The 23,481-nt window shown below is 58.3% G+C and carries 19 protein-coding genes and 3 pseudogenes; 14 read left to right on the top strand and 8 right to left on the bottom strand.

Annotated elements, in window-relative coordinates:
* Positions 1-10: 10 nt before the first annotated feature.
* From FXN65_RS27970 to FXN65_RS17545, 4 genes and pseudogenes are all read right to left on the bottom strand, one after another.
* Positions 11-184 carry a hypothetical protein gene (locus tag FXN65_RS27970; protein ID WP_178119353.1) on the bottom strand — a complete coding sequence of 58 codons (174 nt, stop codon included), beginning with the start codon at positions 182-184 and terminating at the stop codon, positions 11-13.
* Positions 185-194: 10 nt separating this feature from the next.
* Positions 195-284: pseudogene (locus tag FXN65_RS28295) on the bottom strand (JAB domain-containing protein); the annotation flags it as partial.
* A gap of 187 nt (positions 285-471) precedes the next feature.
* Positions 472-1,902, bottom strand: a complete 1,431-nt coding sequence (locus FXN65_RS17550) for a tyrosine-type recombinase/integrase (RefSeq protein ID WP_151134774.1) — start codon at positions 1,900-1,902, stop codon at positions 472-474.
* A gap of 305 nt (positions 1,903-2,207) precedes the next feature.
* Positions 2,208-2,450, bottom strand: a pseudogene (locus FXN65_RS17545) (tyrosine-type recombinase/integrase); the annotation flags it as partial.
* Here FXN65_RS17545 and FXN65_RS17540 point away from each other — a divergent pair.
* The 3 genes and pseudogenes from FXN65_RS17540 to FXN65_RS17530 form a co-directional block, all read left to right on the top strand.
* Positions 2,440-2,856: pseudogene (locus tag FXN65_RS17540) on the top strand (tyrosine-type recombinase/integrase); the annotation flags it as partial. The pseudogenes FXN65_RS17545 and FXN65_RS17540 overlap by 11 nt on opposite strands.
* Before the next feature lie 413 nt (positions 2,857-3,269).
* A complete protein-coding gene (locus FXN65_RS17535) occupies positions 3,270-3,530 on the top strand; it encodes a helix-turn-helix domain-containing protein (RefSeq protein ID WP_151134772.1) in 261 nt (86 codons plus the stop codon).
* A gap of 2 nt (positions 3,531-3,532) precedes the next feature.
* Complete coding sequence (locus tag FXN65_RS17530; RefSeq protein WP_151134770.1) at positions 3,533-4,864, top strand: type II toxin-antitoxin system HipA family toxin; 1,332 nt, start codon at positions 3,533-3,535, stop codon at positions 4,862-4,864.
* Positions 4,865-5,472: 608 nt separating this feature from the next.
* On the opposite strand, the gene FXN65_RS17525 is transcribed toward FXN65_RS17530, so the two are convergent.
* Together FXN65_RS17525 and FXN65_RS17520 are read right to left on the bottom strand one after the other, a co-directional pair.
* Entirely contained in the window at positions 5,473-6,738 is a 1,266-nt protein-coding gene (locus tag FXN65_RS17525) for a type II toxin-antitoxin system HipA family toxin (RefSeq protein ID WP_151134767.1), read from the bottom strand.
* The gene (locus FXN65_RS17520) at positions 6,731-7,258 is read right to left on the bottom strand and encodes a helix-turn-helix domain-containing protein (RefSeq protein ID WP_151134765.1); all 528 of its coding nucleotides are present in this window, start codon (positions 7,256-7,258) and stop codon (positions 6,731-6,733) included. Before FXN65_RS17520 ends, FXN65_RS17525 begins: the two co-directional genes overlap by 8 nt.
* Before the next feature lie 513 nt (positions 7,259-7,771).
* Between FXN65_RS17520 and gcvA the strand changes: the two genes are divergently transcribed.
* The 6 genes from gcvA to FXN65_RS17490 all read left to right on the top strand — a co-directional run bounded on the left by gcvA (position 7,772) and on the right by FXN65_RS17490 (position 16,782).
* Positions 7,772-8,686 (top strand): transcriptional regulator GcvA, encoded by a 915-nt coding sequence (gene gcvA / locus FXN65_RS17515; RefSeq protein WP_151134763.1) that lies wholly within the window; start codon positions 7,772-7,774, stop codon positions 8,684-8,686.
* A 224-nt stretch (positions 8,687-8,910) separates the two neighbouring features.
* Positions 8,911-11,409: a CoA transferase gene (locus FXN65_RS17510; protein ID WP_044870137.1), complete on the top strand. Its 2,499-nt coding sequence runs from the start codon at positions 8,911-8,913 to the stop codon at positions 11,407-11,409.
* Between the two features lie 140 nt (positions 11,410-11,549).
* Positions 11,550-12,707, top strand: coding sequence for an iron-containing alcohol dehydrogenase (locus tag FXN65_RS17505; protein ID WP_151134761.1), 1,158 nt, complete (start codon positions 11,550-11,552; stop codon positions 12,705-12,707).
* 48 nt (positions 12,708-12,755) lie between these two features.
* Positions 12,756-14,252 (top strand): CoA-acylating methylmalonate-semialdehyde dehydrogenase, encoded by a 1,497-nt coding sequence (locus FXN65_RS17500; RefSeq protein ID WP_151134759.1) that lies wholly within the window; start codon positions 12,756-12,758, stop codon positions 14,250-14,252.
* 349 nt (positions 14,253-14,601) lie between these two features.
* Positions 14,602-16,233: a BCCT family transporter gene (locus FXN65_RS17495; protein ID WP_151134757.1), complete on the top strand. Its 1,632-nt coding sequence runs from the start codon at positions 14,602-14,604 to the stop codon at positions 16,231-16,233.
* A 273-nt stretch (positions 16,234-16,506) separates the two neighbouring features.
* On the top strand, positions 16,507-16,782 hold the full coding sequence (locus tag FXN65_RS17490) for a hypothetical protein (RefSeq protein ID WP_151134751.1): 276 nt from the start codon (positions 16,507-16,509) through the stop codon (positions 16,780-16,782).
* A gap of 657 nt (positions 16,783-17,439) precedes the next feature.
* Here FXN65_RS17490 and FXN65_RS17480 read toward each other — a convergent pair.
* Positions 17,440-17,730: a hypothetical protein gene (locus tag FXN65_RS17480; protein ID WP_151134749.1), complete on the bottom strand. Its 291-nt coding sequence runs from the start codon at positions 17,728-17,730 to the stop codon at positions 17,440-17,442.
* Between the two features lie 633 nt (positions 17,731-18,363).
* On the opposite strand from FXN65_RS17480, the gene FXN65_RS17475 reads away from it, so the two are divergent.
* From FXN65_RS17475 to FXN65_RS17465, 3 genes are read left to right on the top strand one after another with little or no spacing between them, the layout of a single operon-like run.
* Positions 18,364-18,819 carry an Hsp20/alpha crystallin family protein gene (locus FXN65_RS17475; RefSeq protein WP_151134747.1) on the top strand — a complete coding sequence of 152 codons (456 nt, stop codon included), beginning with the start codon at positions 18,364-18,366 and terminating at the stop codon, positions 18,817-18,819.
* A gap of 27 nt (positions 18,820-18,846) precedes the next feature.
* A complete protein-coding gene (locus FXN65_RS17470; protein WP_151134745.1) occupies positions 18,847-19,218 on the top strand; it encodes an Hsp20/alpha crystallin family protein in 372 nt (123 codons plus the stop codon).
* Between the two features lie 27 nt (positions 19,219-19,245).
* On the top strand, positions 19,246-19,749 hold the full coding sequence (locus FXN65_RS17465) for an Hsp20/alpha crystallin family protein (protein WP_151134743.1): 504 nt from the start codon (positions 19,246-19,248) through the stop codon (positions 19,747-19,749).
* 267 nt (positions 19,750-20,016) lie between these two features.
* Here the strand turns inward: FXN65_RS17465 and FXN65_RS17460 are convergent, their stop codons facing one another.
* Positions 20,017-20,367 (bottom strand): hypothetical protein, encoded by a 351-nt coding sequence (locus FXN65_RS17460; protein WP_226282204.1) that lies wholly within the window; start codon positions 20,365-20,367, stop codon positions 20,017-20,019.
* Between the two features lie 388 nt (positions 20,368-20,755).
* On the opposite strand from FXN65_RS17460, the gene FXN65_RS17455 reads away from it, so the two are divergent.
* Positions 20,756-22,618 (top strand): multicopper oxidase family protein, encoded by a 1,863-nt coding sequence (locus FXN65_RS17455; RefSeq protein ID WP_151134741.1) that lies wholly within the window; start codon positions 20,756-20,758, stop codon positions 22,616-22,618.
* A 12-nt stretch (positions 22,619-22,630) separates the two neighbouring features.
* Positions 22,631-23,239: an SCO family protein gene (locus tag FXN65_RS17450; RefSeq protein WP_151134739.1), complete on the top strand. Its 609-nt coding sequence runs from the start codon at positions 22,631-22,633 to the stop codon at positions 23,237-23,239.
* The last annotated feature ends 242 nt before the right edge of the window (positions 23,240-23,481 follow it).

Genomic DNA, 23,481 nt, shown 5'->3' with positions numbered 1-23,481 from the left:
TTTTTGTTGGTCATAAATGAGCTGTATTGCGTACTTTTGGGCAGATCCAGAAGGCCATAGCCACGACCAGAATCAGTGGTGGAAAGCGCACCATCAGAATCACCAGCAGCAACATTGCCAGGCAATCAGCGAGGATGCCGGCAAATACGAATTCAGCGGCGAAGGTGCGTAGCAGTAGCTTCATCTCTATCTCCTTACAGGTAGCGCTGTTCCGCCAGTGATGTACAACCTTCGCGGCCCACGATTATGTGATCCAGCGTCCGTACCCCAACTAGGTTCAGCGCAGGCAATCGAGCCCAATTCGCTCGATTGGAGGAAAGCCCGGAAGTAGGGCGTCCATTTTCAGATCTGCAGGAGCTGCGTGAGTTCACGCATCGAGTTTGGTGACTCAGGTTACGTCTCGCTCTACCGATATGAGCGCGCAGACGATACTGCGTATGTCTTGGCCTTTCGCCACCAAAAAGAAGCTGGCTACTGAAGCTGAAGCTGAGGCTGAGCTGCAGCTACTGCAGCTACTGCAGCTTCGCTGAGGATCGACTCCAGCTTCTCGCCCAGCAACCGCCATGCCTCGGTCTTTTCCTTGGCGTAATCGTGGTGTAGATAATGCCGACGTACCTTGGAGCCACCCAGCAGGTGGTTCTGGCAGCGGTCGATGATCTCCAGTGTGACGCCGAGCTCCTGCATCATGGTCGCGCCTGTGCGTCGCAGGTCGTGCGGTGTCCATTCACCCTTGGTGCCCTTGCTCAGCACCAGCGAGTCGTCGTGATGGCGGCCCGCCAGAGGCTTGCTGCGGTTCTTGAAGCGACACTGTCGGTCTCCGATCAGTTTGCTGACCGTCTTGGTATCGACGTGGCTATCGCCATCTTTGCTAGGGAAGCAGAACGGTGTATGGCTGGTTTCTTTGTGCAGCCGCTTGAACTGCTCAAGGGCAAAGGCTGAAAGAAATACGTGGTGATCCTGACGCTTACCCTTATGGCCTTTGGTCGCTTCGGCTGGAATGAACCAGGTGCCTTTATCCAGATCCACATGCCGCCATTCAGATTTGAGTAGCTCGCCGATTCGGCAAAGCGTGCTCAGGCAGATCCACGCTGCGCACTGAACACGCAGGTTGACCGGGCGAATACCTGAGTATTTTTGGCCGGCGGGCAAGGCCTCGTAGTCACGCTCAAGGCGCTCGAAGATATCGCGCAGCTCGCGAATCTCATCTGGCGGAAGCAGCCGGTCGCGCTGTTCTTCATAGTCGTGGTCGAGCAGCTTGCTCACGTCGATCAGGTCGGCAGGATTGCCGTCAGCCATTAGGCTGCGCCATGGCTTGCGTTTCTCGCCCCAGCGCAGCATTTGGCCGATGTCCTTGCTGCGAATCACGACGGTACGGTTCAATCCACGCGCTTTGACCGAGCGTAGGACGGTGAGCAGATCTTTCTCTGTCAGGCTGCGCAGCGGCTTCCTGCCAATGAGGGGGAGCACGTCCTTTTTGAAGCTTCGAATCAATTCGGCATTGCCATCCTGGCGGGAGACGCCATCGCGTATCCATTCGTCAAACAGGTCAGCCACTGTTTTGTTTTCGGCGGCTTCACGCTCTGCTTCAGCAATAGTGGTGGCAATCGCAGCTTGAGCCTCGATCCGGGCTGCTTTGGCGGCAAGGGTAGGGTGCAAGCCTTTCGTGACGAGTGCCCGCGCTTCGTCGCGCTCAGATCGGATTTGCGCCAAGCTTTTCTTCGGCCAGCTGCCCAGCCTCTTTCGAGTTCTGGAGCCATCTAGTTTGAATTCATAGCTGAACTGAACCGTGACTCCGCGCACTCCAGCTCGCACCTCGGCCACCAGCCCTCCATCCTCTCGGAAGACCTTTCCATGATCTTCAGCTGTGAAAGCCTCCAGTTGCTTGATCGTCAGCTTGGCCACTCTCTACCCCTAGTAAAATTCTTTGCCTCTGAATTTTGTGCCACTTTTGTGCCACCGAAACGCTTGGCTGGTGGTGGACGATAGTGGACGCTATGGGAAGGTAAAATAGCCTGTAAGCCTCTTAATTACTAGGCTTCCTGTTGTTCGTGGATGTCTATGATGATCTATGTAAATCCACAAAATAAGAGTATGGGGTGCAAGGGGTAGAGTGTTCGAATCACTCCGTCCCGACCATATTCTTCAACGACTTAGGCCAGTTCGGAAACGACTGGCCTTTTTCGTTTCAGGGACTTTTGCGGGACTCTTCATCCTGCCTTCCTCCTCAGTATTGTCAGCACCGGCCCACGGGAGTCCGTCGCCGATATCTTGTTGGCTTCATCGATCAGTTTTCCCAGCTCTGCTGCCGAGTAGTGACTGGTGATGCTGCCGTTCTTGTGCCCTAGTAGAGCCTTCCGGTCCTCTTCCGTTACCCCGGCTGCCCGAAGCCGGCGGCCGAAGGTGTGCTTCAGGTCATGGACACGGATCGAAGCGAATCCGGCTGCCCATGGTGAGCATGTGTCAGCACGAACCATCGTGATGCAGCAGAAAACTCAGCGGCCTGTGCAGTTTGAGATTACCGAGCAAACAAGGGCTGCTCTCGAAATCTGGATACATCAAGCCCAGCTTCACAGTGAGGACTGCCTTTTTCCGAGCCGGCTGCATACCTCAGACCACCTCTCCACCCGGCAATACGCACGAATCGTCAAAGCTTGGGTGAAATCCATTGGCCTTGATCCAGCGATGTATGGCACCCACACCATGAGACGCACAAAGGCATCGCTGATCTATCGCAGGACAAAGAATCTGAGGGCAGTCCAACTCCTGCTTGGCCATACGAAGCTTGAGAGTACCGTTCGATACCTAGGAGTTGAGGTCGACGACGCCTTGGAAATGGCGGAACAGACAGAGGTTTGACCATGCATAGCGACGGTCGAAGTGAGGCCGTCGCTAACCGGCCGTTGGCTGCTATTCGAATCACCTCACCAGGCGGTCACGCAGCTCAGCTAGTTGTTCAAAACCCATCGTTCAGTTCACAGCGTCATGGTTGATTCGTGTCGCAAGGTTATCCCATACAGTCTTTTAGAACAGCCTAATCAGGCGTCGGCACGATCAAGGCAAGTGATCGCGGCTGCCGGGCTTACCAAACACCTAGAGGCGTCTTTCTTGGACTCATCGGCTAGTGTGGCTCAAATGCTACAAAAAACGGTCTATCGAGAAATTTTGTAGCCTCAGGGACACATATTCACGTGACAGCCTATTGCTAGCCCTGTGGCTCAAGGGCTACATTCTCCCGCATACTTCCTATTTTTGATGCCCAAGAGCTACAAATGTCCTCTCTATACGATGTCGCCGAAATGCTGAAGCAAGCGCGGAGTGACGCGAATCTAAGCCAAGAAGCATTGGCCAGCCGCGCAGGCGTATCGCGCTCCACAGTCGCCCGCATGGAGACACTGGCCAAGGGCGATATGAGCGTCTCGGCGCTTGTTCGCCTTCTGGAAGCAGCAGGCTTTGACTTGAAGCTGGTAAAAGCCGGCCATGAACGGACGGTTGAGGACATTCTCAACGAGCAACGCTCTGGAAGAGGTTAACCATGATTCTCGACGTCCATGTCCGCTCAAGGCTTGTGGCCAAGCTCTACCGGGAGCGAGACGAGTACGTCCTGAAATATCTCCCAGGAACAGCCCTGGAAGACTTTGTCAGCCTGGCAATGCCCGTTCGCGAAGAGCCATGGCGCTGGCCCCGCGATCTGTTTCCATTTTTCCGGCAGAACCTTCCCGAGGGGTATTTGCTGAACGTCATCCGTGAGGAGTTCGGCCCGCTGCTCGACGGTACCGATCTATCGTTGCTGGGCCTGGTAGGCGGCACCGGCATCGGCAGAGTCTCGGTTACACCTGAGGGCATTCAGCCTGGCATCGAGATGGCGCCGTTAGAGATAAGCCACCTGCTCAAGGCGGAAAACACTACCGAACGATTCGCCGCACTGGTGCGACAGTACGCTCGGGTAGCGGTATCGGGTGTCGTACCAAAATTCATTGCCACAGATGCAGCCCAGCATCGGGAGCCACTAGGAAAGCCGACCCTGCGCACTGGGTTTCACATCATCAAAGGCTCCGATGACACCACCCCATTTCTTGGGTTCAACGAGTTCTACACCATGCGTGTGCTGGAGCGGCTGAATGTCGTACCCGTCGCAGCATGCCGCATGTCTGAGGACGGCAAGATTCTGGTGGTGGATCGCTTCGACGTGGACGAACAAGGCATCCCTCGCTGCGGAGTCGAAGACGCCTGTGGGCTACTGGGCTTGCCGCCACATGAAAAATACGCCCCCACCACTGAGCGCGTTTGGAACGCCACCCGGGCTTACATCCCCGCAGATTGCCTCAATGCACAGCGAGAACACTTGGGCTGGCAGTTGCTGACCAACTACGTGGTGCGCAATGCCGACTGCCACTCGAAAAACATCGCCCTGTTTTACACCTCTCGTGCTGATGTGACCTTTACCCCGGTCTATGACCTGGTGACCACCCAAGCCTATTCACGTTTCGCCGACAACCCGCCTGGGCTATCCATTGGTGGCAGGCAAACCTGGACGCCTGGCCGCTCGCTGGAGTCGTTTTTCAAAGCCGTCCTCAGCATCCCACCACGCCAGTACGCGTCCATGGTCGAGCGGCTTTGCGAGTCTGCAGTAGAGGTTGGAAAAGAGGTCATCGAAGCCTCGAAAAACGAACCCGCCTGGCGCGATGTTGCCAAAAACATGGTGCATGCCTGGAATGTCGGCATGGAGACCTTGCGCAGCCCCAAAGCAGCCCCGCATTTTCGCGGTTTGGATGCTGCTATCGCAGAAGCCGGCTTCTCTGGACCGCGCAAACCCGAACGTAGCCGTGAGCTGATTGGCCGCTCTGAATTGCTTGCCAAAAGGTGATGCCGTGTCCTCCGTTGACGTGGGAGGGGCACCGTGCGACAGCCGGCGCGCTCGATCATGTCGGGTTAGGTCTGGGCGAATGCGAAAGTAAGAGCGGCGTGGATTGATACCCGCAAGGTCTCGGCGCCGACCGAGCACGCCCACCTATGCGTGTGCCCGTCCGCGATACACAAACACACAGAGCTCCGTGCGTGCAGCACTACGGATTGGCGGATCTACGGCTTTCTGCAAAACCGGAAAACCGCATCGGCGGATTTCCGTAAATCCGTAAAAGCGTAAATCCGCTTCCCCACACATCCGTAAATCCGTAGAAGCGGATCGGCGGATTTGTGCAAAGACGTAAGTCCGTAACGGTCTGAATCAGCAGCCCCACAGGGCGACTGCGTCAGGCGGGTCGTCTGGTGTCGGCACCCGTGCATTAGTTTCCCGGGGGGGCGCGGGTGTCCGAATCGACAGGGGCGCAAAAAACAAGGGCGCCGGGCTAGTCCTGGTGCCCCCAGCCTGCGTTATCTGTTCCAGAACACATGCACCTGCACGAAGCCCGTCTCGAGGGTGAGCAGGTCGCCGCCGATCTCCATAGGTGGCCGGCATCCAGTGGTGATCTGGATCTACTCGGCCAGGCGAAATGCCGAGGCCATTCTTTCCTGTTCTTTCGCGCTGATGCCCAGCTTTTTGGCCGCAGGCCGCCAGAGCAGTCGAACCTTCGCGCGAAAGTCTCCGATGATTTCCAGAGCTTCCTGCTGCTTGAGCCGGAAGTAGCCGGCAACAGAAATAGCCAAGTCCAGGTCGAGAGCGTTGTCGGACTCCGAGACGTTCAGCTTCAGCCCGTCGGAGTAGGGCACCGGATTCATATCGTAGGCGGCGGAGAGCTGCCATCCCTTGCCTGGGACGAGGATAAAACCATGGTTGCGCAAGTGGTCATCGGTATTGCTGACTAGCATGTTGAAAACGATGCGCTTCCACAGCTCCTGAAGATCAGCTTCTGGCGTGGCTCCGTGCCGTATCAGCACTTCGGCGATTTCCAGGTAGCTGGCGCCGGTTGAGTGGTCATCGCCATCCACATGCTCCGTCATGGTCATGGCAGAGGCGAAGTGTAATCTCTTGCCCGTGGCGGTGCGGTCGAAGCGCTTGACCATGAAGCAGTGATGGTTGCTGGCATATTTCCCTGCGGTGGCTTCCGCCACGCGCAAGCCGCAGGCGTTGGCCAGGATATTGACCACCATTTCCCAGGCGCCGACATCGTGTTCGTCGTTGTTGCTGGGGAACTTGGCGATCCACAAGCTGTTGTCCGGATCTACCACGCTGGCTTTGGGCCGGGCGCCACCCAGTGAGCCGCCCGGGGCTATCAGCATCTTCAACCAGTCTCGGCCGTCACTCATGTCCTCGCCCTGTTCGAAGCGCCTGGAGGCCTCTTCAAGCTCGCGCATACTGGTCATGGGCGGTGCCGCCATGTCGTGGTGGTCATCCAGGAACGGGCCATTCACATCCGTCTTGAAGCGTATGGCTCCTACGCGGAAGTTATCGTGGACACCCAGCAGATGGTCAGACTCGAATAGCTTCGAGCCCTCTGCGGCAGCTCCAGCTCGTACATCCCGTTCATGTCTACGCCGCATCAGCAAACGTCCCCAGCGGTCAGGCGAGGCGTCGGCGAAGATGCCGAAGGTGGCGGCGCTCTGGGCGGGGAACTGGCGCCCTGCGAAGGGCTGGAGCCGCGGATCAAGCAGTGCTTGTTGCGCCAGGCCAGCCAATGCCGAGTCGGCGAATTCGAATTCGAACCGCTCGGTACCGCGTGTGCGCTGGCAATGCAGGGTACCCAGGCTCTGCGGGCCATTGAGCCCCACCCAATCGGCGAAGACCAGGATCCGGCTAGCCATTGAGTTCCTCCATCAACTGAGCTGCCAGGTCGGCGCCGGTAACGACTTTTTTCCGGGCTGATTTGGCATGGGAGGGGGCTTGCTTAACGGTCTTGAGACGTTTCGTCGCAGGACGCTGGGGCTCACCGACTGCCGACTTGATCAGCTCTCCCGCAGCCGGTTTTGAGGCGCTTCGTTGAGAAGTGGGCTGGCGTGGCGGGGCCGGCTTGTTCTTGCTGGCAGTCGTCCTCGACGGTGACAGGGCTGCATCCTGCAGGTGGCGACCAAGTTCATCATGCAAAGCTATCTGAGCAATGTCTTTTTCCAGCCCCAGGACCTGCAGCACGGCCATGTAGGCACCAAGGGTCACGCCGGCGCTGCCTTGCTCAAGAGACCTGAGGGTCGGCAGAGACATGCCGGCCCGCTCGGCCATCTGCTTGGCAGTGATCTTGCGACGCTTGCGCGCAAGTACCAGGCGCTCGCCAAGCTCTGCGAGCAGTCGATCAGATCCGGGCAGCAGTGGGGCGGTGCGCTTTGCCATTGGGAAAATATTCTTTCAGAAAAAGTATGATGATGAAGGAATAATAGCACCTGCCCTCTCATTTTTCTCTAGGATAGTGTTTTAGGTAGAGCTATTACTTAATTTTTCAGAAAAAAATGAAGCAATATTTTCACTCTCATGAGGGGTGGGAGGTCCCGGAGCATACCGCCAGGGGCACTCATGAATGCTGCTTAGCGCCACGGCTGCTTCAGATCGAATCTTCCCGTATGCACAACGTGTCGCCGTTTTTGGATTCTGCCGACATGTTTTGTTTTCGTGTCGCTGGTGACGACATGTGGGGAAAAGGATTTACTCAAAAATCGCCGAAACCGCTCGTATCAAAATCTAGAGTTTACGGTCAGCGGCAACACAGATGGACCTCATAACGCTCGCCGTCATGGGTCGCACCATAGCCCCAATTGGCGCGAAGCGTTCCATATTGCAGTCCATACCCTTCAATGCGTGTGCTCCGGCCATTTACCATCTGAGGCAATTGAATCTCGCGAGCTGCACATGAAAAAGCGCTTACCTCCATTGAACTGGCTCCGCGCGTTTGAAGCGTCTGCCCGCCACCTTAACTTCACCCATGCAGCCCAGGAGCTGAACCTCACGCAAGCTGCGATCAGCCAGCAGCTCAAGGCTTTGGAGTCGCAGCTGGGCACAGCCCTGTTTAAGCGTTTGCCGCGCGGTCTGGAGCTCACGGAAGCAGGAATGTCTTACTTTCCCGTCGTACGTGAGTCGGTGGAACGTTTGGCAGCGGCTACCGATGAAATTTTTGGCCAGGGGCATCGACGTGTATTGGTCCTGCGAACCAGCCTGGTTTTTTTCACGCATTGGCTGGCGATGCGATTGCCGCGCTTTCGTGCTCGGCATCCTCACATCAACATCCGAATCGACAGCAATATCTGGGTGGATGACTCCGCTTCGGATTCGGATCTGGAGATTCGCTACGGGCAAGGGCGCTGGCCGGGTATGAAATCCGAGCGACTCACCTGGGATACCTTGCAACCGGTGTGTTCTCCCAGTCTCCCAACTGCCGAAAGGCCCTTGAGTCGCCCGCTGGATCTGGCCCACCACGAACTATTGCATGTGCTGGGTTACGAAGAAGGTTGGGGCTACTGGCTCAAGAAGAACCGAGCGGACAGCGTTGACTCATCCCAGGGATTGCAATTCGACACGCTGATTTCCGCGCTTGAGGTGGCGGAGTTGGGCCAAGGCGTGGCCTTGGCTCGCTCATCACTCGTGCACCATCTGCTGCAAAGTGGCCGCCTCATTGCTCCATTGGCCAGCACCGTCGCCACACAGGAGGCCTTCTATCTCGTGTACACCCAGCACAGCGTTATCAATCCTGATGTTGCTGCATTTGCCGAATGGTTGACCAGTGAGGCATTAGCCTTCCGCGCAGAAGCCGACTCCGCGAATTCTTGATACCGCCTGCAATAAGCTCTGCTCGACATCCATAAGAAAAATGGCCCCTTAGGGCCATTTTTTATTGCTTTTCCCTGGCAGACGTTTTCCCGAAAGTAGCCCCCAGATCGCAAGCCGATGGCCCTGCTAGTCAGGTCAGGTGACCGGTTAATGCAAGAAATCGACAACAACAATAAACCGTGGTCGGTCTGCCTGGCCGACTCGGCGCTAGATAGGGTTACCTCATGGGAAACGCTAAGCAACTGCCCCTGCAGGGCGTCAACGTTATCGACTTCGGCCAGTACATCGCCGGTCCCGCGGTAGCGATGATCCTCGCCGATCTCGGTGCCACCGTCATTCACATCGATCCCCCAACGGGCCCGCTTTGGGACAGTCCGGCCAACGCCACACTCAACCGCAACAAGCTGTGCATGCGCTTGGATCTGAAGAGTGCCGATGGACTGCGCCAGGCACGCGAACTGGTAGCGAAGGCGGATGTTGTGATCGAAAACTTCCGCCCGGGTGTGATGGCAGGCCTAGGCCTGAATTTCTCTGAGCTGCGGCGTAGCCGCCCGGAACTGATCACACTTTCCATCCCCGGTTTCGCCAGCAACGATGAGTTGCGTCGTGAGTGGCGCGCCACCGAGGCAGTAATCGCGTCAGCCTCTGGCGTGTTCACCGACATGGGCCAGAATCGGGTGCTGATGGGGATCAACCCAAGCTTCTCTCCGCTGCCGTTGGCCTCCGCCTACGGCACCATGCTCGCAGTGTCGGCCGTGGTATTGGCTCTGCAGGCGCGCGAAAAAAGTGGCGTAGGTGATGAGATTGAAGTGCCGCTTTCCTCGGCGGTGATGGAAGGGCTTTCGTACAACTCCATCAAGATCGACGGCTATCCGCTGCGATACAAGACCTTGCGCGAGAAGGAGAGCGAGCGGCGCAGGGCGGAGAACCTGCCGATGAACCTCAGCTATGAGGAGCTGCAGGAGTACCTGGATCCCTTCTATCGCACCTACGAATGCGCCGATGGCCGCAAGTTCTATGCGGTCTGTCCTTCGCACCGAGACCATGCCAAGCGCTGCCTGCAGGCAATGGGGCTGTACGAGGAAATGCTCGCCGCTGGCCTGCCCAAGGTGGACAACCCGTACCTGCCGATCGATCAGTGGGAAGGCGATGCTTCCCTAGGTGTCTACCCGCTGCCCGCAGATTGGGCCGCGCGTATCTCCGCACGGATGAAGGAAGTGTTCCTCACGAAGACTGCTGCCGAGTGGGAAGTGATCTTCGGCGAGGGGCGATTCCCTGGGGCTCCACACCGTTCCACTCAGGAATGGCTACACGACGAGCACTCCAACACTGCTGGTCTGGTAGTCGAGGTGACGGACCGCGAGTACGGGCTAATGAAACAACCAGGGCCGGTGGCATGGTTGGAAGGCTGTGCAGAACCGATGCTCAAGCCGGTTTCCCGGCGTGACGTTACTTTCGATGAGGCGCTGGCAACGCTGCAGGAACGTCCGACCCCGACCCTGCCGGCACCGAAATTGGACGGTCAGAGTGGTTGGCTGGACGGTGTGAAGATCCTCGACCTTACCAACGTCATCGCCGGTCCGCACTCCACCTCGTTCCTCGGCCGCTTCGGCGCAGATGTCATCAAGCTTGATCCGGCAGTGCCCAACTACGATCCGTGGAACACAGTCGTCTTCGGCCTGTCCTCCGCACGCGGCAAGGAAAGCATCCTGGTCGACCTCAACACCGTTGCCGGTCGCGAGGTGTTCAACCGCCTGGTTCGCGAAGTGGACGTAATTGTGATGAACGCCCCGGATCGTCAGTTGGCCCCGCTGGGCCTGGACGAGGCCAGCCTGCAGGCGGTCAATCCTGGTGTGATCTTCTGCCAGCTCGATTGCTTCGGTGGCCCGCGCCGTGGACCGCGTACCGACTACCTGGGCTACGACGATCTGATCCAGGCCACCACCGGCATCATGCTGCGATTTGGCGGCGGCATGCAGACCCCAGAAGAACACGCCCACGTCGGTACCATCGATGTGATGTGCGGCTTCGCTGCAGCCCTGGGTGTGGCCACTGCGCTGTATCGTAAGCATCGCTCCGGCGAAGCCCACCGTGCGCGCACCTCTCTGGCGGCACTGGGTAACCTGGTCCAGATACCGTTCTGCTACGACTACGCAGGTCGCGGCCCCTTCGATGAACCTTCTGGTCGTGACGCCGTAGGTTACAGCGAGCTGTCGCGCTTCTACCGCACGGCAGACGGCTGGATCTACCTGGATGCTGACGAGAGTGACCTGGACAAGTTCGGTGCTATTGCCGAACTGGCAGGAGTGGCTTCGGCGACCGATCGTGAGGCCTTCCTTGGCCAAGCCATCGGCCGCATGTCCAGTGCAACGCTGCAAGAGCGTCTGCAAGCGGCCAACATCGCTGCTGCGGTGCCGGACAACATTGACAATCTGCGTCAACGTTATAGCCGCGCAGCCGATGGTCAGCCGGGCACGAGCATCGGCAGCTACGCCTTCAGCGTGTATGGCGATCATCCCAGCGGTCATCGGATTACGCAGCTCGACCCTTACGCGATTCGCCCGCGCGTCTCGCGCATTCGCGCCCTTCCGCCGGCAGAGAAGTTTGGTGCCTCTACCCGCAGGGTTCTTGAACGACTGGGTTACAGCGCTGAGCAGATTCGCACGCTGCTGGATATCGGAGCGATCAGCGAAAGCTGGAGTGACGAGTACCTGCCTACCTAACCGGTAGGACCACCCAGTACGCGGTTCAGGCCTATTCCTCGTATCGGGTCTGAACCGCCCCAGGATGCCCTCACCCTCTCTAAGAACGAGCGTCGAAGCCCGCTCGCGGGCTCGCTCATGCCGCGAAAAGAGATTTCATCATGACTTACTCAAGCATTCTCCCCCGCGTTCTGCAGACCGGAGCCGGGGCCAGCCTGCAGATCCCGCAGATCCTCGCCAGCCTGGGATGCATGCGCCCGCTGATCATTACCGACCGCATGATGGTTGAACTGGGCTACGCCGGGCGCATTCAAAATGCCCTCGCCGATACCGGTCTGTATGCAGACGTCTTCTCCGATACCGTACCTGAACCCACGGTTGCCTCAATCCAGGCAGGTGTCGAAACCGCTCGGAGTGGTGGCTACGACAGCATCATCGCACTGGGCGGCGGTAGCCCGATTGATAGCGCCAAGGCCATCGGCATCCTCGCCAAGCACGGTGGCGAAATGCGCGACTACAAGTTCCCGCGCAACGTCACCGAGGCCGGTCTGCCGATCATCGCCATTCCAACCACTGCCGGCACCGGTTCGGAAGTGACTCGCTTCACCATCATCACCGACGAGAAAAGCGACGAGAAGATGCTCTGCGTCGGGGCAGGCTTCATGCCCGTGGCCGCACTGGTGGACTTCGAGCTGACCCTGAGCTTGCCTCCGAGGGTCACTGCCGATACCGGAATCGATGCGCTGACCCATGCCATCGAGGCCTATGTCAGCAAGAAGGCGAACCTGTTCAGCGATGCACAGGCGCTGGCCGCAATGCGTCTGATCGGACCGAACCTGCGTCGGGTCTATGCAAAGGGTGATGATCGCGCGGCACGTGAAGCGGTGATGCTGGGTTCGACCCTGGCGGGTTTGGCGTTCTCGGCCGCCTCGGTCGCTTTGGTGCATGGAATGAGCCGCCCGATCGGCGCGTTCTTCCATGTGCCGCATGGCCTTTCGAACGCCATGCTGCTGCCTGCTGTTACTGCGTTCTCCATCCCCTCGGCCCGGGATCGCTACGCCGACTGTGCGCGAGCGATGGGGGTAGCTACCGCCTCAGACAGCGACAACATCGCTGTTGAGAAGCTCCTCACTGAACTGGAGGCGATCAACGCTGAGTTGAACGTGCCAACACCGGCGCAGTTCGGTATCGATCGTAATCAGTTCTTTGAGCTCATGCCGACCATGGCTCGTCAGGCGCTGGCCTCCGGCTCGCCTGGCAATAACCCGCGCGTACCAAGCGAGGCCGAGATGGTCGAGCTGTACCGCAGCCTCTGGTAAGTCCTTTCGCCCTTTTCGAACCTGTCTGAACATACGAGGAATCCGCTCATGAACACTGTAGGCCACCTGATCAACGGCCAGATCACAACTGCCGCCAAGCGCACCCAGGATGTCTTCAACCCGGCTACTGGTGAAGTTTCCCGCCAGGTCGCACTGGCCACCGCCCAGACCGTGGATTGTGCGATTGCCGCGGCTGAAGCAGCCTTCCCGGCCTGGCGCGATACGCCGCCGATCAAACGTGCCCGAGTGATGTTCCGCTTCAAGGAACTGTTGGAGAAGAACGCCGACACCATCTGCCAGATGATTGGTGAGGAGCACGGCAAGATCTCCCATGACGCCGCCGGTGAGCTGCAGCGCGGCATCGAGAACGTCGAATACGCCTGTGGCATCGCCGAGCTTCTCAAGGGGGAACACAGCAAGAACGTTGGACCGAACATTGACTCCTGGAGCGAGTTCCAGCCGTTGGGCGTGGTGGCCGGCATCACCCCGTTCAACTTCCCGGTGATGGTGCCGCTGTGGATGTTCCCGATGGCGATTGCCAGCGGCAACTGCTTCATCCTCAAGCCTTCCGAGCGCGATCCGAGCTCCACCCTGTTCATTGCCCAGCTGCTGCAAGAAGCGGGTCTGCCCAATGGTGTGCTGAACGTGGTGAACGGTGACAAGGAAGCGGTGGACATCCTCCTGCGCGACCCTCGCGTTCAGGCGGTGAGTTTTGTCGGTTCGACTCCGGTGGCCGAGTACATCTATTCCACCGCGACTGCCCATGGCAAACGTTGCCAAGCGCTGGGTGGTGCCAAGAACCACGCCATCGTGATGCCCGACGCAGACATGGACAACGCTGTTAACCAACTGCTCGGGGCAGCCTTCGGCTCTTCCGGCGAGCGCTGCATGGCCTTGTCGGTCGCCGTGGCGGTGGGTGATGCAGCTGCGGATGCGCTGGTCGAGAAAATGCAGGCGGCCATGCAGAACCTGAAAGTCGGCGCCTACACCGACAGCAAGAATGATTTCGGTCCTGTTATCACCCGCCAGCATCAGCAGAAGGTGATTGGCTACATCGACAGTGCGGAAGAGCAGGGCGCCACTGTTGTGGTCGACGGTCGTCAGCCCTGTGTCGAAGGCTACGAGAACGGTTTCTTCGTGGGCGGCACTCTGATCGATCGGGTGACGCCGGAAATGGTCAGCTACAAGGAAGAGATCTTTGGCCCCGTGCTGCAGGTTGTTCGCGTCAACAGCATGCAAGAAGCCATGGCGCTGATCGACAACCACGAGTACGGCAACGGCACCTGCATCTTCACCCGCGACGGTGAAGCCGCTCGGTACTTCTCCGACAACATCAAGGTCGGCATGGTCGGTATCAACGTCCCGCTGCCGGTGCCGGTGGCCTACCACAGCTTCGGTGGCTGGAAGCGTTCGTTGTTCGGCGACCTGCACGCCTATGGCCCGGATGCAGTTCGTTTCTATACCCGCCGCAAGACCGTGACCCAGCGTTGGCCGTCGTCCGGTGTGCGTGAAGGCGTCGAGTTCTCCATGCCGACGATGAAGTAGCTACTGGATGTCCCACCGGGTGTTGGCAACGCCTGGTGGGGATCTGGCCATGTTTCGTTGGAGCGCTGCAATCACCGACGCTTAACGAGCTCCGCCGCATAAGGGTGACACCGACTTGATCAAGGCGCCCCGGGCAACCGAAGACGACTCAAGTCGAACACAACAATAAATCCCGCAATCGAGAGACGACTATGAACAACAATCACAAGAATATTTCGCTCCGCTGCCCCTGCTATCTCCTCCGCTCTGCGCGACCCCACGTCAGCTTTCCGGCCGATCTGCGGAACTAATCCGGTTTCTGGCCTTGCACTGCTGTGAAAGGCAATGAGCTATTGAGGAGACTTGCGAAATGAACAAAGTCCACACGGGCACTGCGCTTGATGGGCGCGTATTCTGGCCCTCATTGATTGTCATTCTGGGCATCACCATTCCCTTGGTTGCTTTCCCCGAGTCGGGTGAAGCGATCATCAACCAGATGTTTGCGTTTTCCACCGGGAAGTTCGGTTGGCTGTACCTGGTTTCCGGGCTGGCAGTGGTTGCGTTTTTGCTTTGGCTCGCTTTCGGCCGTTACGGAAACATCCGCTTAGGCCGGGATACGGATGTACCCGAGTTTTCCTATTTCAGTTGGGTCGCGATGATTTTCTGCGGTGGTATCGGTATTGCCATCGTCAACTGGGCCTGGGTTGAGCCGATCTACTACTTCAACGCACCGCCACTGAATGTCGCAGCGCACAGCCGAGAGGCTGCCGAGTGGGCACTGACCTACGGACAGTTCCATTGGGGCGTCACGCCTTGGGCGTTCTACTGTTTGCCCGCCTTGCCCATCGCCTATTCCATGTATGTGCGCCGACAGCCCGGTGTACGTCTATCGGTTGCTGCACGTGGGGTACTTGGAGACAAGGCCAACGGCTGGATGGGCATCCTGCTCGATACGATCGTGGTTTTCGGGATTGTCGGGGGCGTGGGAACTTCGCTCGGTCTTGCCGTACCGCTGGTCTCGACCCTGGCCAGCGATGTCTTTGGGATCAAGCCGTCGTTTGCCTTCGATATGGCGATTCTCTCCCTCTGGACACTGATGTTCGGTATGAGCGTCTGGTTCGGTCTCAGCAAGGGAATCAAGATCCTCAGCGACATAAACGTCTATCTGGCACTTCTGCTGTTGGCGTTTGTAGCCATCATCGGCCCCACCCTGATGATTATTAATGGATGGGCAAACAGCCTGGGATTGATGTTCAACAACTTCATTCACATGAGCTTGTGGACCGACCCGATCGCGAAGGGCTCCTTCCCCCAGGATTGGACGGTTTTCTACTGGGCCTGGTGGATTGCCTACGCGCCGATGATGGGTTTGTTCGTGGCTCGTATTTCACGGGGCCGCACCATCAAGGAGTTGATTCTTGCCGAGTTGGTCTGGGGCAGTCTCGGCTGCTGGGTCTTCTTCGCCGTATGGGGCGGATATTCGCTGAATCTCCAGTTGTCTGGTGCGCTGGACGTGAGCGCGATCCTTAGTCAGCAGGGTATTCCGGCAGCCGTTCTCGCCATCCTCAAGACCATTCCGTTCTCCGGTCCAATAATTGCCGCGTTCGTGCTGTTGTGCTTCGTGTTCCTGGCTACCACGCTGGATTCTGCCGCATACGTCCTGGCGTCGGTCACTTCGCGTGAACTGAACGGTTATGACGAGCCGCAACGCTGGCTACGTATTGTCTGGGCATTGCTTCTGGCGGTGATCGGTATCGGTCTGATCAAGGTCGGGGGGCTCAAGGCGGTGCAGACGTCGACAATCGTCGTGGCACTTCCACTGATACCGGTCCTCGGCGTGCTGGCCTGGTCCCTGGTTCGCATGATCAGGACAGACTTCGGCGATCAACTCGAACAGCGCGAAGTGGTTCTGGCCGCGTCGCAGGTCGCGGTTCCTGGGCATAGGGAAGAGACGATCAGGCCGGACATTTTGAGTCCGGTGGCGGCCACTATGGGCAAATGAGCGACAACAAGCTGCCAGTGAGGTGGCACGAGTTTGCTCGGTCGTCTGGTTGGTGGTGCTTTTCGTTCGTCTCGTCCAGATACAGCACCGTGGGACGCCTGATGTGCGGCTGAGATTTAGCTTGCGTGCCTCTGGCTGATTGCAGGGTGCGTGCAGCACCTGATCAGCCTTCAGGGTGGTGCGCGCGGGTGTCCGAATGGACAGGGGCGCAAAAAAGCAAGGGCACCGGGTCAATCCCGGTGCCCTCAGCCTGAGCTACCTGTTCCAGAACACATGTACCTGACCGACGATATAGTGAAGCGAGGTCAGGCGCACTTGCGCGAAAAAGGAATCGCAATTGATAAAATTGTAGGGCTGCAAAACTTGTCACGTGCGGATGCCCGTGCGGTTGAGCAAACGCTGATTGACTTTCATGGTCTTGGAAAAGATGGCGGCACACTCATCAACAAAATCAATTCCATCTCCAAGATTAAGAACCCGACCAAATACGAGCAGGGGCTGATTCGCGGCGCTGAGCTGTTGAAGAGAGCCGGGTATGAAGGATTTTAAATGGCAAAAAAGTGAAACTGGGTGATGTTCTGCAAGTTCTGACTTCGCAGGGGGTTGCATATGCGCAAGTCACGCACAAGCATCCTGAGTTTGGCTATTTGATCCGGGTGTTTTCCGGGTTTTACGACACGGAGCCAGCAGATTATTCAGCTGTAGTAAGTAGTCCTGTTCAGTTCTCTGCTTTCTTTGTGGTTCAGAGCGCAGTTAATCAAGGGCTGCTATCCGTGGTTGCAAACGTTCCTGTTCCTGAAAGCTTGCAAGCATTTCCCACGTTCCGCTCTAGGAACGGTGGTCCCGGTGGCTCTATCTGGCTGTGGAATGGCGATGAGGCAGTCCGGCTTGAGCGAGATCTCAGTTTGGAGGAGCAGAGGTGCTCTACTAGGGGAATCATCAGTGCACCTCTACTCGTTGAACGAATTGAAAACAACTACAGAGCGGAGACACATGAGGTTTGGTGAGAGCCTGCTCTGTTGACGCCAACACCGGCCTCGCGCCGGTGTTGTTTTATTCGCGGCCAGCGGCGGGCAGTTGCCGCCCGCCCACGATCCGGTCCCTGAATTCGTTCACAATGGTCTCGATGCCGAGTTCGCCGTTGAGTTGCCGGATCACCTCGGCATAAGGTCCCACCCTTTCAGACGCCGACTGGTGGTGGTTTGGCTATTGCCTGGGGTGAGTTCGGTCTTGCTCTAGGGCATACCCGGCCTGTCGGGACAGTGTCCGTAGGAGTGGAGCATAAATACGAGAAACCCGCTCGCTGTTCGCGCGGTCCTCGATGCGCAAAGCATCGCGCTCGTCTAGGTGGGTATGTTCGTGCTGCCACTTCTCAATCAGCATCTGATCAGGTTCAGACTGCTGCCGCTCTACATGGATCAGTTGCGCATAGTGACTGATCATCAAGTCCAAACACCACTCGGCTAGGTCGAAGGCCTTCCAGTTGTCTGCAGCCATTCCGTTTCTCTTGTGATAGATGACACAGCGATAGGATCGTACCCCAAGCAAGAGGCTCGCGTAGCTGTATAGCTGACGCTGGAAAACCCGTCGCACGCTCCCGGCACACTGATCATCACCGGTGCAATTGGGTGTTCAAGTCCCATGCAATTGAGTGGTCAAGTGGAATGCAATCAGGTGGTCAAGTGAATGCAATTGCGCAGTTTCTATCTCGTCTCGCCCATTGAGTATGCGGAGTCGAGCAAAATCACGGCATTCCGGACTTGGTTGATAAGGACGATCCAGCAATCGCATCTGGAGAAGCCGGAGTTTGCCAAGGCAAGCTAGCCAGAAGCGGGTGGCAGCGGGACTTACATCACCTCTGCCGGCCTGAGTGCGCCCGACGACCGCCACAGTTTCGAGTGCTGCATTTCCGAGCAGTATTGGGCTCTTCGACGTTGTCTGGTCTGTCCACTCAGCCTTGGACAGACCGCTGGCGCCCAATCGGATGGGAATATATTCATTCCATGTTTGTTTAAGCCGGGACTTGAAAGCTTCCAAATCGCTTACATATTCCCCGTCGTCAGGAGCCGGAACTTGAGGTTTCGCGTCTCCTGTTTGAAATCATGTCTGTCAGCCGGAAGGAGGTTTGTCATGTACGAGTCCCTTCTCAATCTGTCGAGCGACCCAATTGCCGAGTTCGAGAGGCTGCAGCGCGAATTGCAACAAGTCCTGGGCACAAGACTGGGGCGTCCAGGCAGCATTCGCGCGCTGGCCAGTGGCGCTTTCCCGGCGATCAATGTGGGCAGCACGCCTTCCAGCATGGAGGTCTACGCCTTCGTTCCCGGCGTCGATCCGAGCGACCTCGATCTGCAGATTCACCGAGGCTTGTTATCGATTTCCGGCGAGCGCCGGCCGGCGCGCAGCACGGAGGAAGGCAACTGCTCCGTATATGCCAACGAGCGTTATTCCGGACGCTTCAAGCGCACCGTGAGCCTCAATGATGAGGTCGATACCGACAAGGTCGAAGCTCGCTATTGCGATGGCGTTCTCCGCATCTCGCTGCCTCGGCGGGAGGCTGCGCAACCCAAGCGCATAACCATTCAGTAACAGCATCGGTTTGAAGGAGGAATCACCATGAACGACAAGCAAGCGGTCGTGCGCGGCGAGACTGAATCCCAAACACTGCTGCCGCGTGTCGATGTCTTCGAAGATGACAACGGAATCCAATTGTTCGCGGACCTTCCGGGTGTGCCCAAGGAGCGTCTCATGGTCAATGTGGAAGGTGACTCGCTTGTGCTGGAAGGAGAGATCATGCCGCTGATGTCCGAACAGCTGGAGGCCGTCTATGCCGAAGTCCAGCTATCGCGGTTCCGGCGAGCCTTCACCTTGAGCTCCGAGCTGGATACGTCACAGATCGATGCTCAGCTGCGGGACGGTGTGCTGGATTTGCGCATTCCCAAGCACGCGCACGCCCAGCCGCGGAAGATCGTCGTGAGAAGCGAGTAGGCCCCTGAGCCTGAGGAGGTCGACCCCATGGACAAACTAGTTGAACTCAAGCATGGCCTGGAGGAAACCTGGCATTCGCTGGGCGAGGGCTGGCGCCAGCTTCGCGATCGTGCGAGCGAGGCACTGACGCGCTTCACACCCGTCAACCGGAGCAGGAGCTCGTCGGAGGAGCCCTCGTTGCCACCGGCACTCGCCTCGAACTGGGGATTGCTGGCCGGCGATCTCTACGAGAATGGCGAACAGATCGTCATTCGCCTCGAGGTGCCAGGAATGGTGAAGGACGATCTGGATCTGGAGGTGCACGGAGATGCTCTGATTATCCGCGGTGAGAAGCGCATCGAGCAGGAACAGGGTAATGGGCGCTACCGTGTCCGGCAGTGCACCTTCGGTAGTTTCCGGCGCAGCTTCCAGCTTCCCGCACCGGTCATTGCCGAGAAGGCCAGAGCCAGATGCAGTAACGGCGTGCTGCGAGTCGAGCTGCCCAAGGAAGAGCGCGTGCGTGGCCGACGCATCGAGGTTCGCTCGGGCTGACCCAGTGCGCCTGGTATTCACCCCGTCAGTCGCAAACAAGGGAAATTGCCTCCTCGCCCAGGCAGCCCGTCCGCGACAAGCTCGCGGGCGGGCTGTTCTTCAAGCGAGGAAGTAGAAGGCGGCAGAATTCACCACTCCGGATTACAGCAATGTGATGAGGCAGTAGCCCGCGACAGTGGGGTGACTTCACTGAGGCGAGGATTGCCCTCGCTCAACGTGTGCTTCAACGCGGCCGTAACCTGTCGTCGAGTGAAGTGTCGACTCACTTTAGTCGTCACCTCTCCGCTCGCATTTCACCTCTTCCTTGTACTCGTCTCGCTTGGCCTCAATCTTGACCTGGCACGGGCCATCCCGGAACTCGCGTTTCCACTCGCCGTGCTTCCAGGTCCTTCCCCTGCCATCCGGACATTTGATTTCCTTCTTGTACTGGTTGCCATCGGAGACTTCCTTGACCCGGCAGGGACCATCCCGGTACTCATCTTCCCAATCTTCATCGCCATCCCAACGATGATCCGCGATGACGCTCCCGGACCCGCCGATTGCCGCGATCAGCATCAACGTCCCAATGAGTGAACCTGCCTTCATGCCATAACCTCGGCTGACATTGTCTTTGAACACCCACCACCCGTTTCATTTCAGCGGGGCTGGCCAGGTGCAGACTCAGACAACGAAGTCGCGCTTTTGCTCTCTCGCCTCCTGAAACCATCTGAGGGGTTGCAAGTCCGGGGTTTTGGTGCGCCATAAAATTGACTTTATCTTTTGGGTGGCGATAAAGCCCGTATAGGCAATTGATTTATTGCTGAATATTGCCTTATGGCACTTTGCTGGACGGACGGTCGGTTATGCGCCGGAAAAGCTGCTTGTACTGAAGGATGAGACATCATTCGCTCAACAAGAAGCGATCATGGCGTGCTGAGATTCGGCGCAGGGGAGAGGACATTCGACAAACCGTGGCTAGGGCGGTGTGAGAGGGCATGCGTTGAGAATGGGGTGATGGAACAACCAGATGCGAACCGGCAAACGGAGCAACAAGGGGAGTTTTTCGGAACGACAGATCAAAAGCGACACCAATCGGCGAACGTTTCTCCAGCTCTCGGCGGCTGTCCTGGCGGCTCCGTGGCTCCCGGCGAGCCGGTCCGGCCATGCCGTCGAATGGGTCACCACGCCGCAGCCGATCTTTCCACCCAGTCCGGTGACCCGGCCATGGATGGAAGAGCTTCCATCGGTCATCGTTCCGGTCGCACACACCGAAGCATTCGATCCCGCGCCGACCATTGACCCCAATACCGAGGCGGGGGAGGCGGGACGTGATGCACACCAGCGCTATGAAGAATTGACCGCTGTGCTGGGAGCCCCGGAGTTGTACGAGCTGCGCGTGGTGCAGAATACGGAATGGATCACCCACCCTGATTTGCCTGAGCAAAAAGTCTGGGCGTACCGGGGAAGCAATCCTGATGCGACCGTTCCGGCGACCATTTTCGCTACATACGGGCATCCGGTGCTCTGCCGTATCTATAACGACCTGCCACAGAATCACGTCGGCTTCGGCACGCCGGAGATTTCTACGCACCTGCACAATGCTCACACACCCTCGGAGAGCGATGGCTTCCCTGGGGATTACTACAGCGGCAAAAAGGCGGGGCCGACGCTGAACAGGTCAGGCCCTGGGCAGGGAAGAGGGCAGTTCAAGGATCACTTCTACCCCAACATCTACGCCGGGTACGATGAGCTGCAAAATGGCATCGGCGACTATCGGGAGGCACTGGGGACGCTCTTCTATCACGACCATACCCTGGATTACACCGCCCCCAACGTCTATCGCGGGCTGATCGGCTTCTACCTGCTGTTCGACCACATCGACTCAGGTGACGAGCGCGATCCACGCCCCAGTGCGCTGAGACTGCCCAGCCATCCCTACGACTACCCGCTTGCATTTGGTGATCGGCGCTTCACGCCGATGCCCGACGGGCAGCTGTTCTACGACCAGCTCCACGCGGAAGGTGTGCTGGGTGACAAGGTCGTGATCAATGGCAAGATCGAGCCGGTTTTGCGGGTCGCGGCTCGCAAGTACCGGCTGCGCCTGTTGAATAGCGGTCCGAGCCGATTCTATGACCTCTACCTGGTGAACTCGCGCAATGTCGTGCAGCGGTTTACCTACATAGCCAACGACGGCAACCTGCTCCCCGAAGCTCTGTTCAACTTCACTCATGTCAGGCTGGGGGTGGCCGAGCGGGCCGACATCGTCGTCGACTTCTCCAGGTACCCGATCGGCACTGAACTGTACCTGACCAATCGGCTGCGCCAGGACAGCACGCGTAAACCCAAGGACTCCAAAGCGCCGGGCACGCGTGTGATGAAGTTCATTGTTGACCGCCATCCGCCTGAGCAGGACCTGAGCCAGGTGCCCAGGTTCTTGCGTCCATTGCCGGATCTCCCGTCAGCCGAAGAACTGAAGAAGCTGCCCGTGCGGCGCTGGGAGTTCGATCGGCGCAACGGGCTGTGGCAGGTCAACCGGCAACTGGTGGACGCCAATCGGCCAAGGGCGCGGGTCCGCCAAGGGAGTGCGGAAATCTGGGAGTTCGCCAGCACGGGAGGCGGGTGGTCTCACCCGATTCACTCGCACTTCGAGGAAGGAATCATGCTCAAGAAGCTGGTCGATGGCGTCGAGGTGCCGATTCCATTGCATGAGCGAGGTCGAAAGGATGCCTTCGTGCTCGACCAGACCATGACCATGGTCGTGCTGTTTCGTTTCCGGGACTTCAAGGGCAAGTACGTTATGCATTGCCATAACGTGATCCATGAAGATCACGCCATGATGGTCCGCTGGGACCTTGAAGACGACCAGGACGACGAAGAACTCGATGCCTAGGAGTGCCTGCTGATGAACACGAGAAGAAATCTGCTGGTAGGAGCCGGCCTGCTGGGTGTGGCTGGAGTAGGGATTGCGCTCGGGCTGGGTGCTTCCGGTGGCGGGCGGACGGATCGCCCCAATCTTACCGCCAGCCGACTGCCCAACGTGCTGCTCACCAACCAGTACGGCAGGTCGGTGCGCTTCTACGATGACCTGATTCGTGGAAAGGTCGTGGCGATCAACATGATGTACACCTCCTGCGCCGGCATCTGCCCAACCGCTACCGCCAACCTGCTACAGGTGCAGCGGCTCCTGGGGGCTCGGCTGGGGCGACAGGTTCACCTGTACTCCATCACCTTGGCGCCCGAACTGGACACCCCGCACACCCTCAGGGAGTATGCCAAGCGGCACGGCGTGGGGCCCGGCTGGTGGTTCCTGACGGGGGCACCCGCGGACATTGAACAGGTGCGAGTCAGTCTTGGCTTTTACGATCCTGAGCCTGAAGTGGATCGGGACAAGAATTCGCACTCCGGCATGCTGCGAATCGGCAATGACCGTGTTGAGCGCTGGACCATGGCCCCGGCGCTGGGCTCACCCGAGCAGATCCTGGGCACCATCGATCATGTGGATGAGGCATGAAACAGGTGGAGGCGAACCTTGCGTGCAAGTACCAGGCGTGAGAGCCGCCATGAGCAAGCCATGGCCATGCTGAGGCGCGTGAGCAACGCGCCTTGGCCTGCGTAATGGTCTTGGACCTCGGTCAGGTTCGCGGCCTTGCAGGCAACGGCGCAGACCAGGCATAGACAGGGTAATGGCGCGTGTCGGCGAGGCGAACGGCAGTTCGAATCGGCAGTGGTTGAGAGACGTCTGTCGGGCGTCGC

It is taken from the genome of Pseudomonas lalkuanensis (genome assembly GCF_008807375.1).
Lineage (GTDB): Bacteria > Pseudomonadota > Gammaproteobacteria > Pseudomonadales > Pseudomonadaceae > Metapseudomonas > Metapseudomonas lalkuanensis.
Note: the sequence above shows the minus strand (reverse complement) of the source record. Positions and strands in the feature narration are given on the sequence as shown.

Excerpts from the sequence above, each read along its gene's own strand:
- FXN65_RS17455 (WP_151134741.1), top strand. The coding sequence starts at position 20,756 with ATGCGAACCGGCAAACGGAGCAACAAGGGGAGTTTTTCGGAACGACAG.
- FXN65_RS17520 (WP_151134765.1), bottom strand. The coding sequence starts at position 7,258 with ATGGCAAAGCGCACCGCCCCACTGCTGCCCGGATCTGATCGACTGCTC.
- FXN65_RS17480 (WP_151134749.1), bottom strand. The coding sequence starts at position 17,730 with ATGGCTGCAGACAACTGGAAGGCCTTCGACCTAGCCGAGTGGTGTTTG.
- gcvA (WP_151134763.1), top strand. The coding sequence starts at position 7,772 with ATGAAAAAGCGCTTACCTCCATTGAACTGGCTCCGCGCGTTTGAAGCG.
- FXN65_RS17470 (WP_151134745.1), top strand. The coding sequence starts at position 18,847 with ATGAACGACAAGCAAGCGGTCGTGCGCGGCGAGACTGAATCCCAAACA.
- FXN65_RS17500 (WP_151134759.1), top strand. The coding sequence starts at position 12,756 with ATGAACACTGTAGGCCACCTGATCAACGGCCAGATCACAACTGCCGCC.
- FXN65_RS17510 (WP_044870137.1), top strand. The coding sequence starts at position 8,911 with ATGGGAAACGCTAAGCAACTGCCCCTGCAGGGCGTCAACGTTATCGAC.
- FXN65_RS17530 (WP_151134770.1), top strand. The coding sequence starts at position 3,533 with ATGATTCTCGACGTCCATGTCCGCTCAAGGCTTGTGGCCAAGCTCTAC.
- FXN65_RS17525 (WP_151134767.1), bottom strand. The coding sequence starts at position 6,738 with ATGGCTAGCCGGATCCTGGTCTTCGCCGATTGGGTGGGGCTCAATGGC.
- FXN65_RS17495 (WP_151134757.1), top strand. The coding sequence starts at position 14,602 with ATGAACAAAGTCCACACGGGCACTGCGCTTGATGGGCGCGTATTCTGG.
- FXN65_RS17490 (WP_151134751.1), top strand. The coding sequence starts at position 16,507 with ATGTACCTGACCGACGATATAGTGAAGCGAGGTCAGGCGCACTTGCGC.
- FXN65_RS17475 (WP_151134747.1), top strand. The coding sequence starts at position 18,364 with ATGTACGAGTCCCTTCTCAATCTGTCGAGCGACCCAATTGCCGAGTTC.
- FXN65_RS17505 (WP_151134761.1), top strand. The coding sequence starts at position 11,550 with ATGACTTACTCAAGCATTCTCCCCCGCGTTCTGCAGACCGGAGCCGGG.
- FXN65_RS17450 (WP_151134739.1), top strand. The coding sequence starts at position 22,631 with ATGAACACGAGAAGAAATCTGCTGGTAGGAGCCGGCCTGCTGGGTGTG.
- FXN65_RS17465 (WP_151134743.1), top strand. The coding sequence starts at position 19,246 with ATGGACAAACTAGTTGAACTCAAGCATGGCCTGGAGGAAACCTGGCAT.
- FXN65_RS27970 (WP_178119353.1), bottom strand. The coding sequence starts at position 184 with ATGAAGCTACTGCTACGCACCTTCGCCGCTGAATTCGTATTTGCCGGC.
- FXN65_RS17535 (WP_151134772.1), top strand. The coding sequence starts at position 3,270 with ATGTCCTCTCTATACGATGTCGCCGAAATGCTGAAGCAAGCGCGGAGT.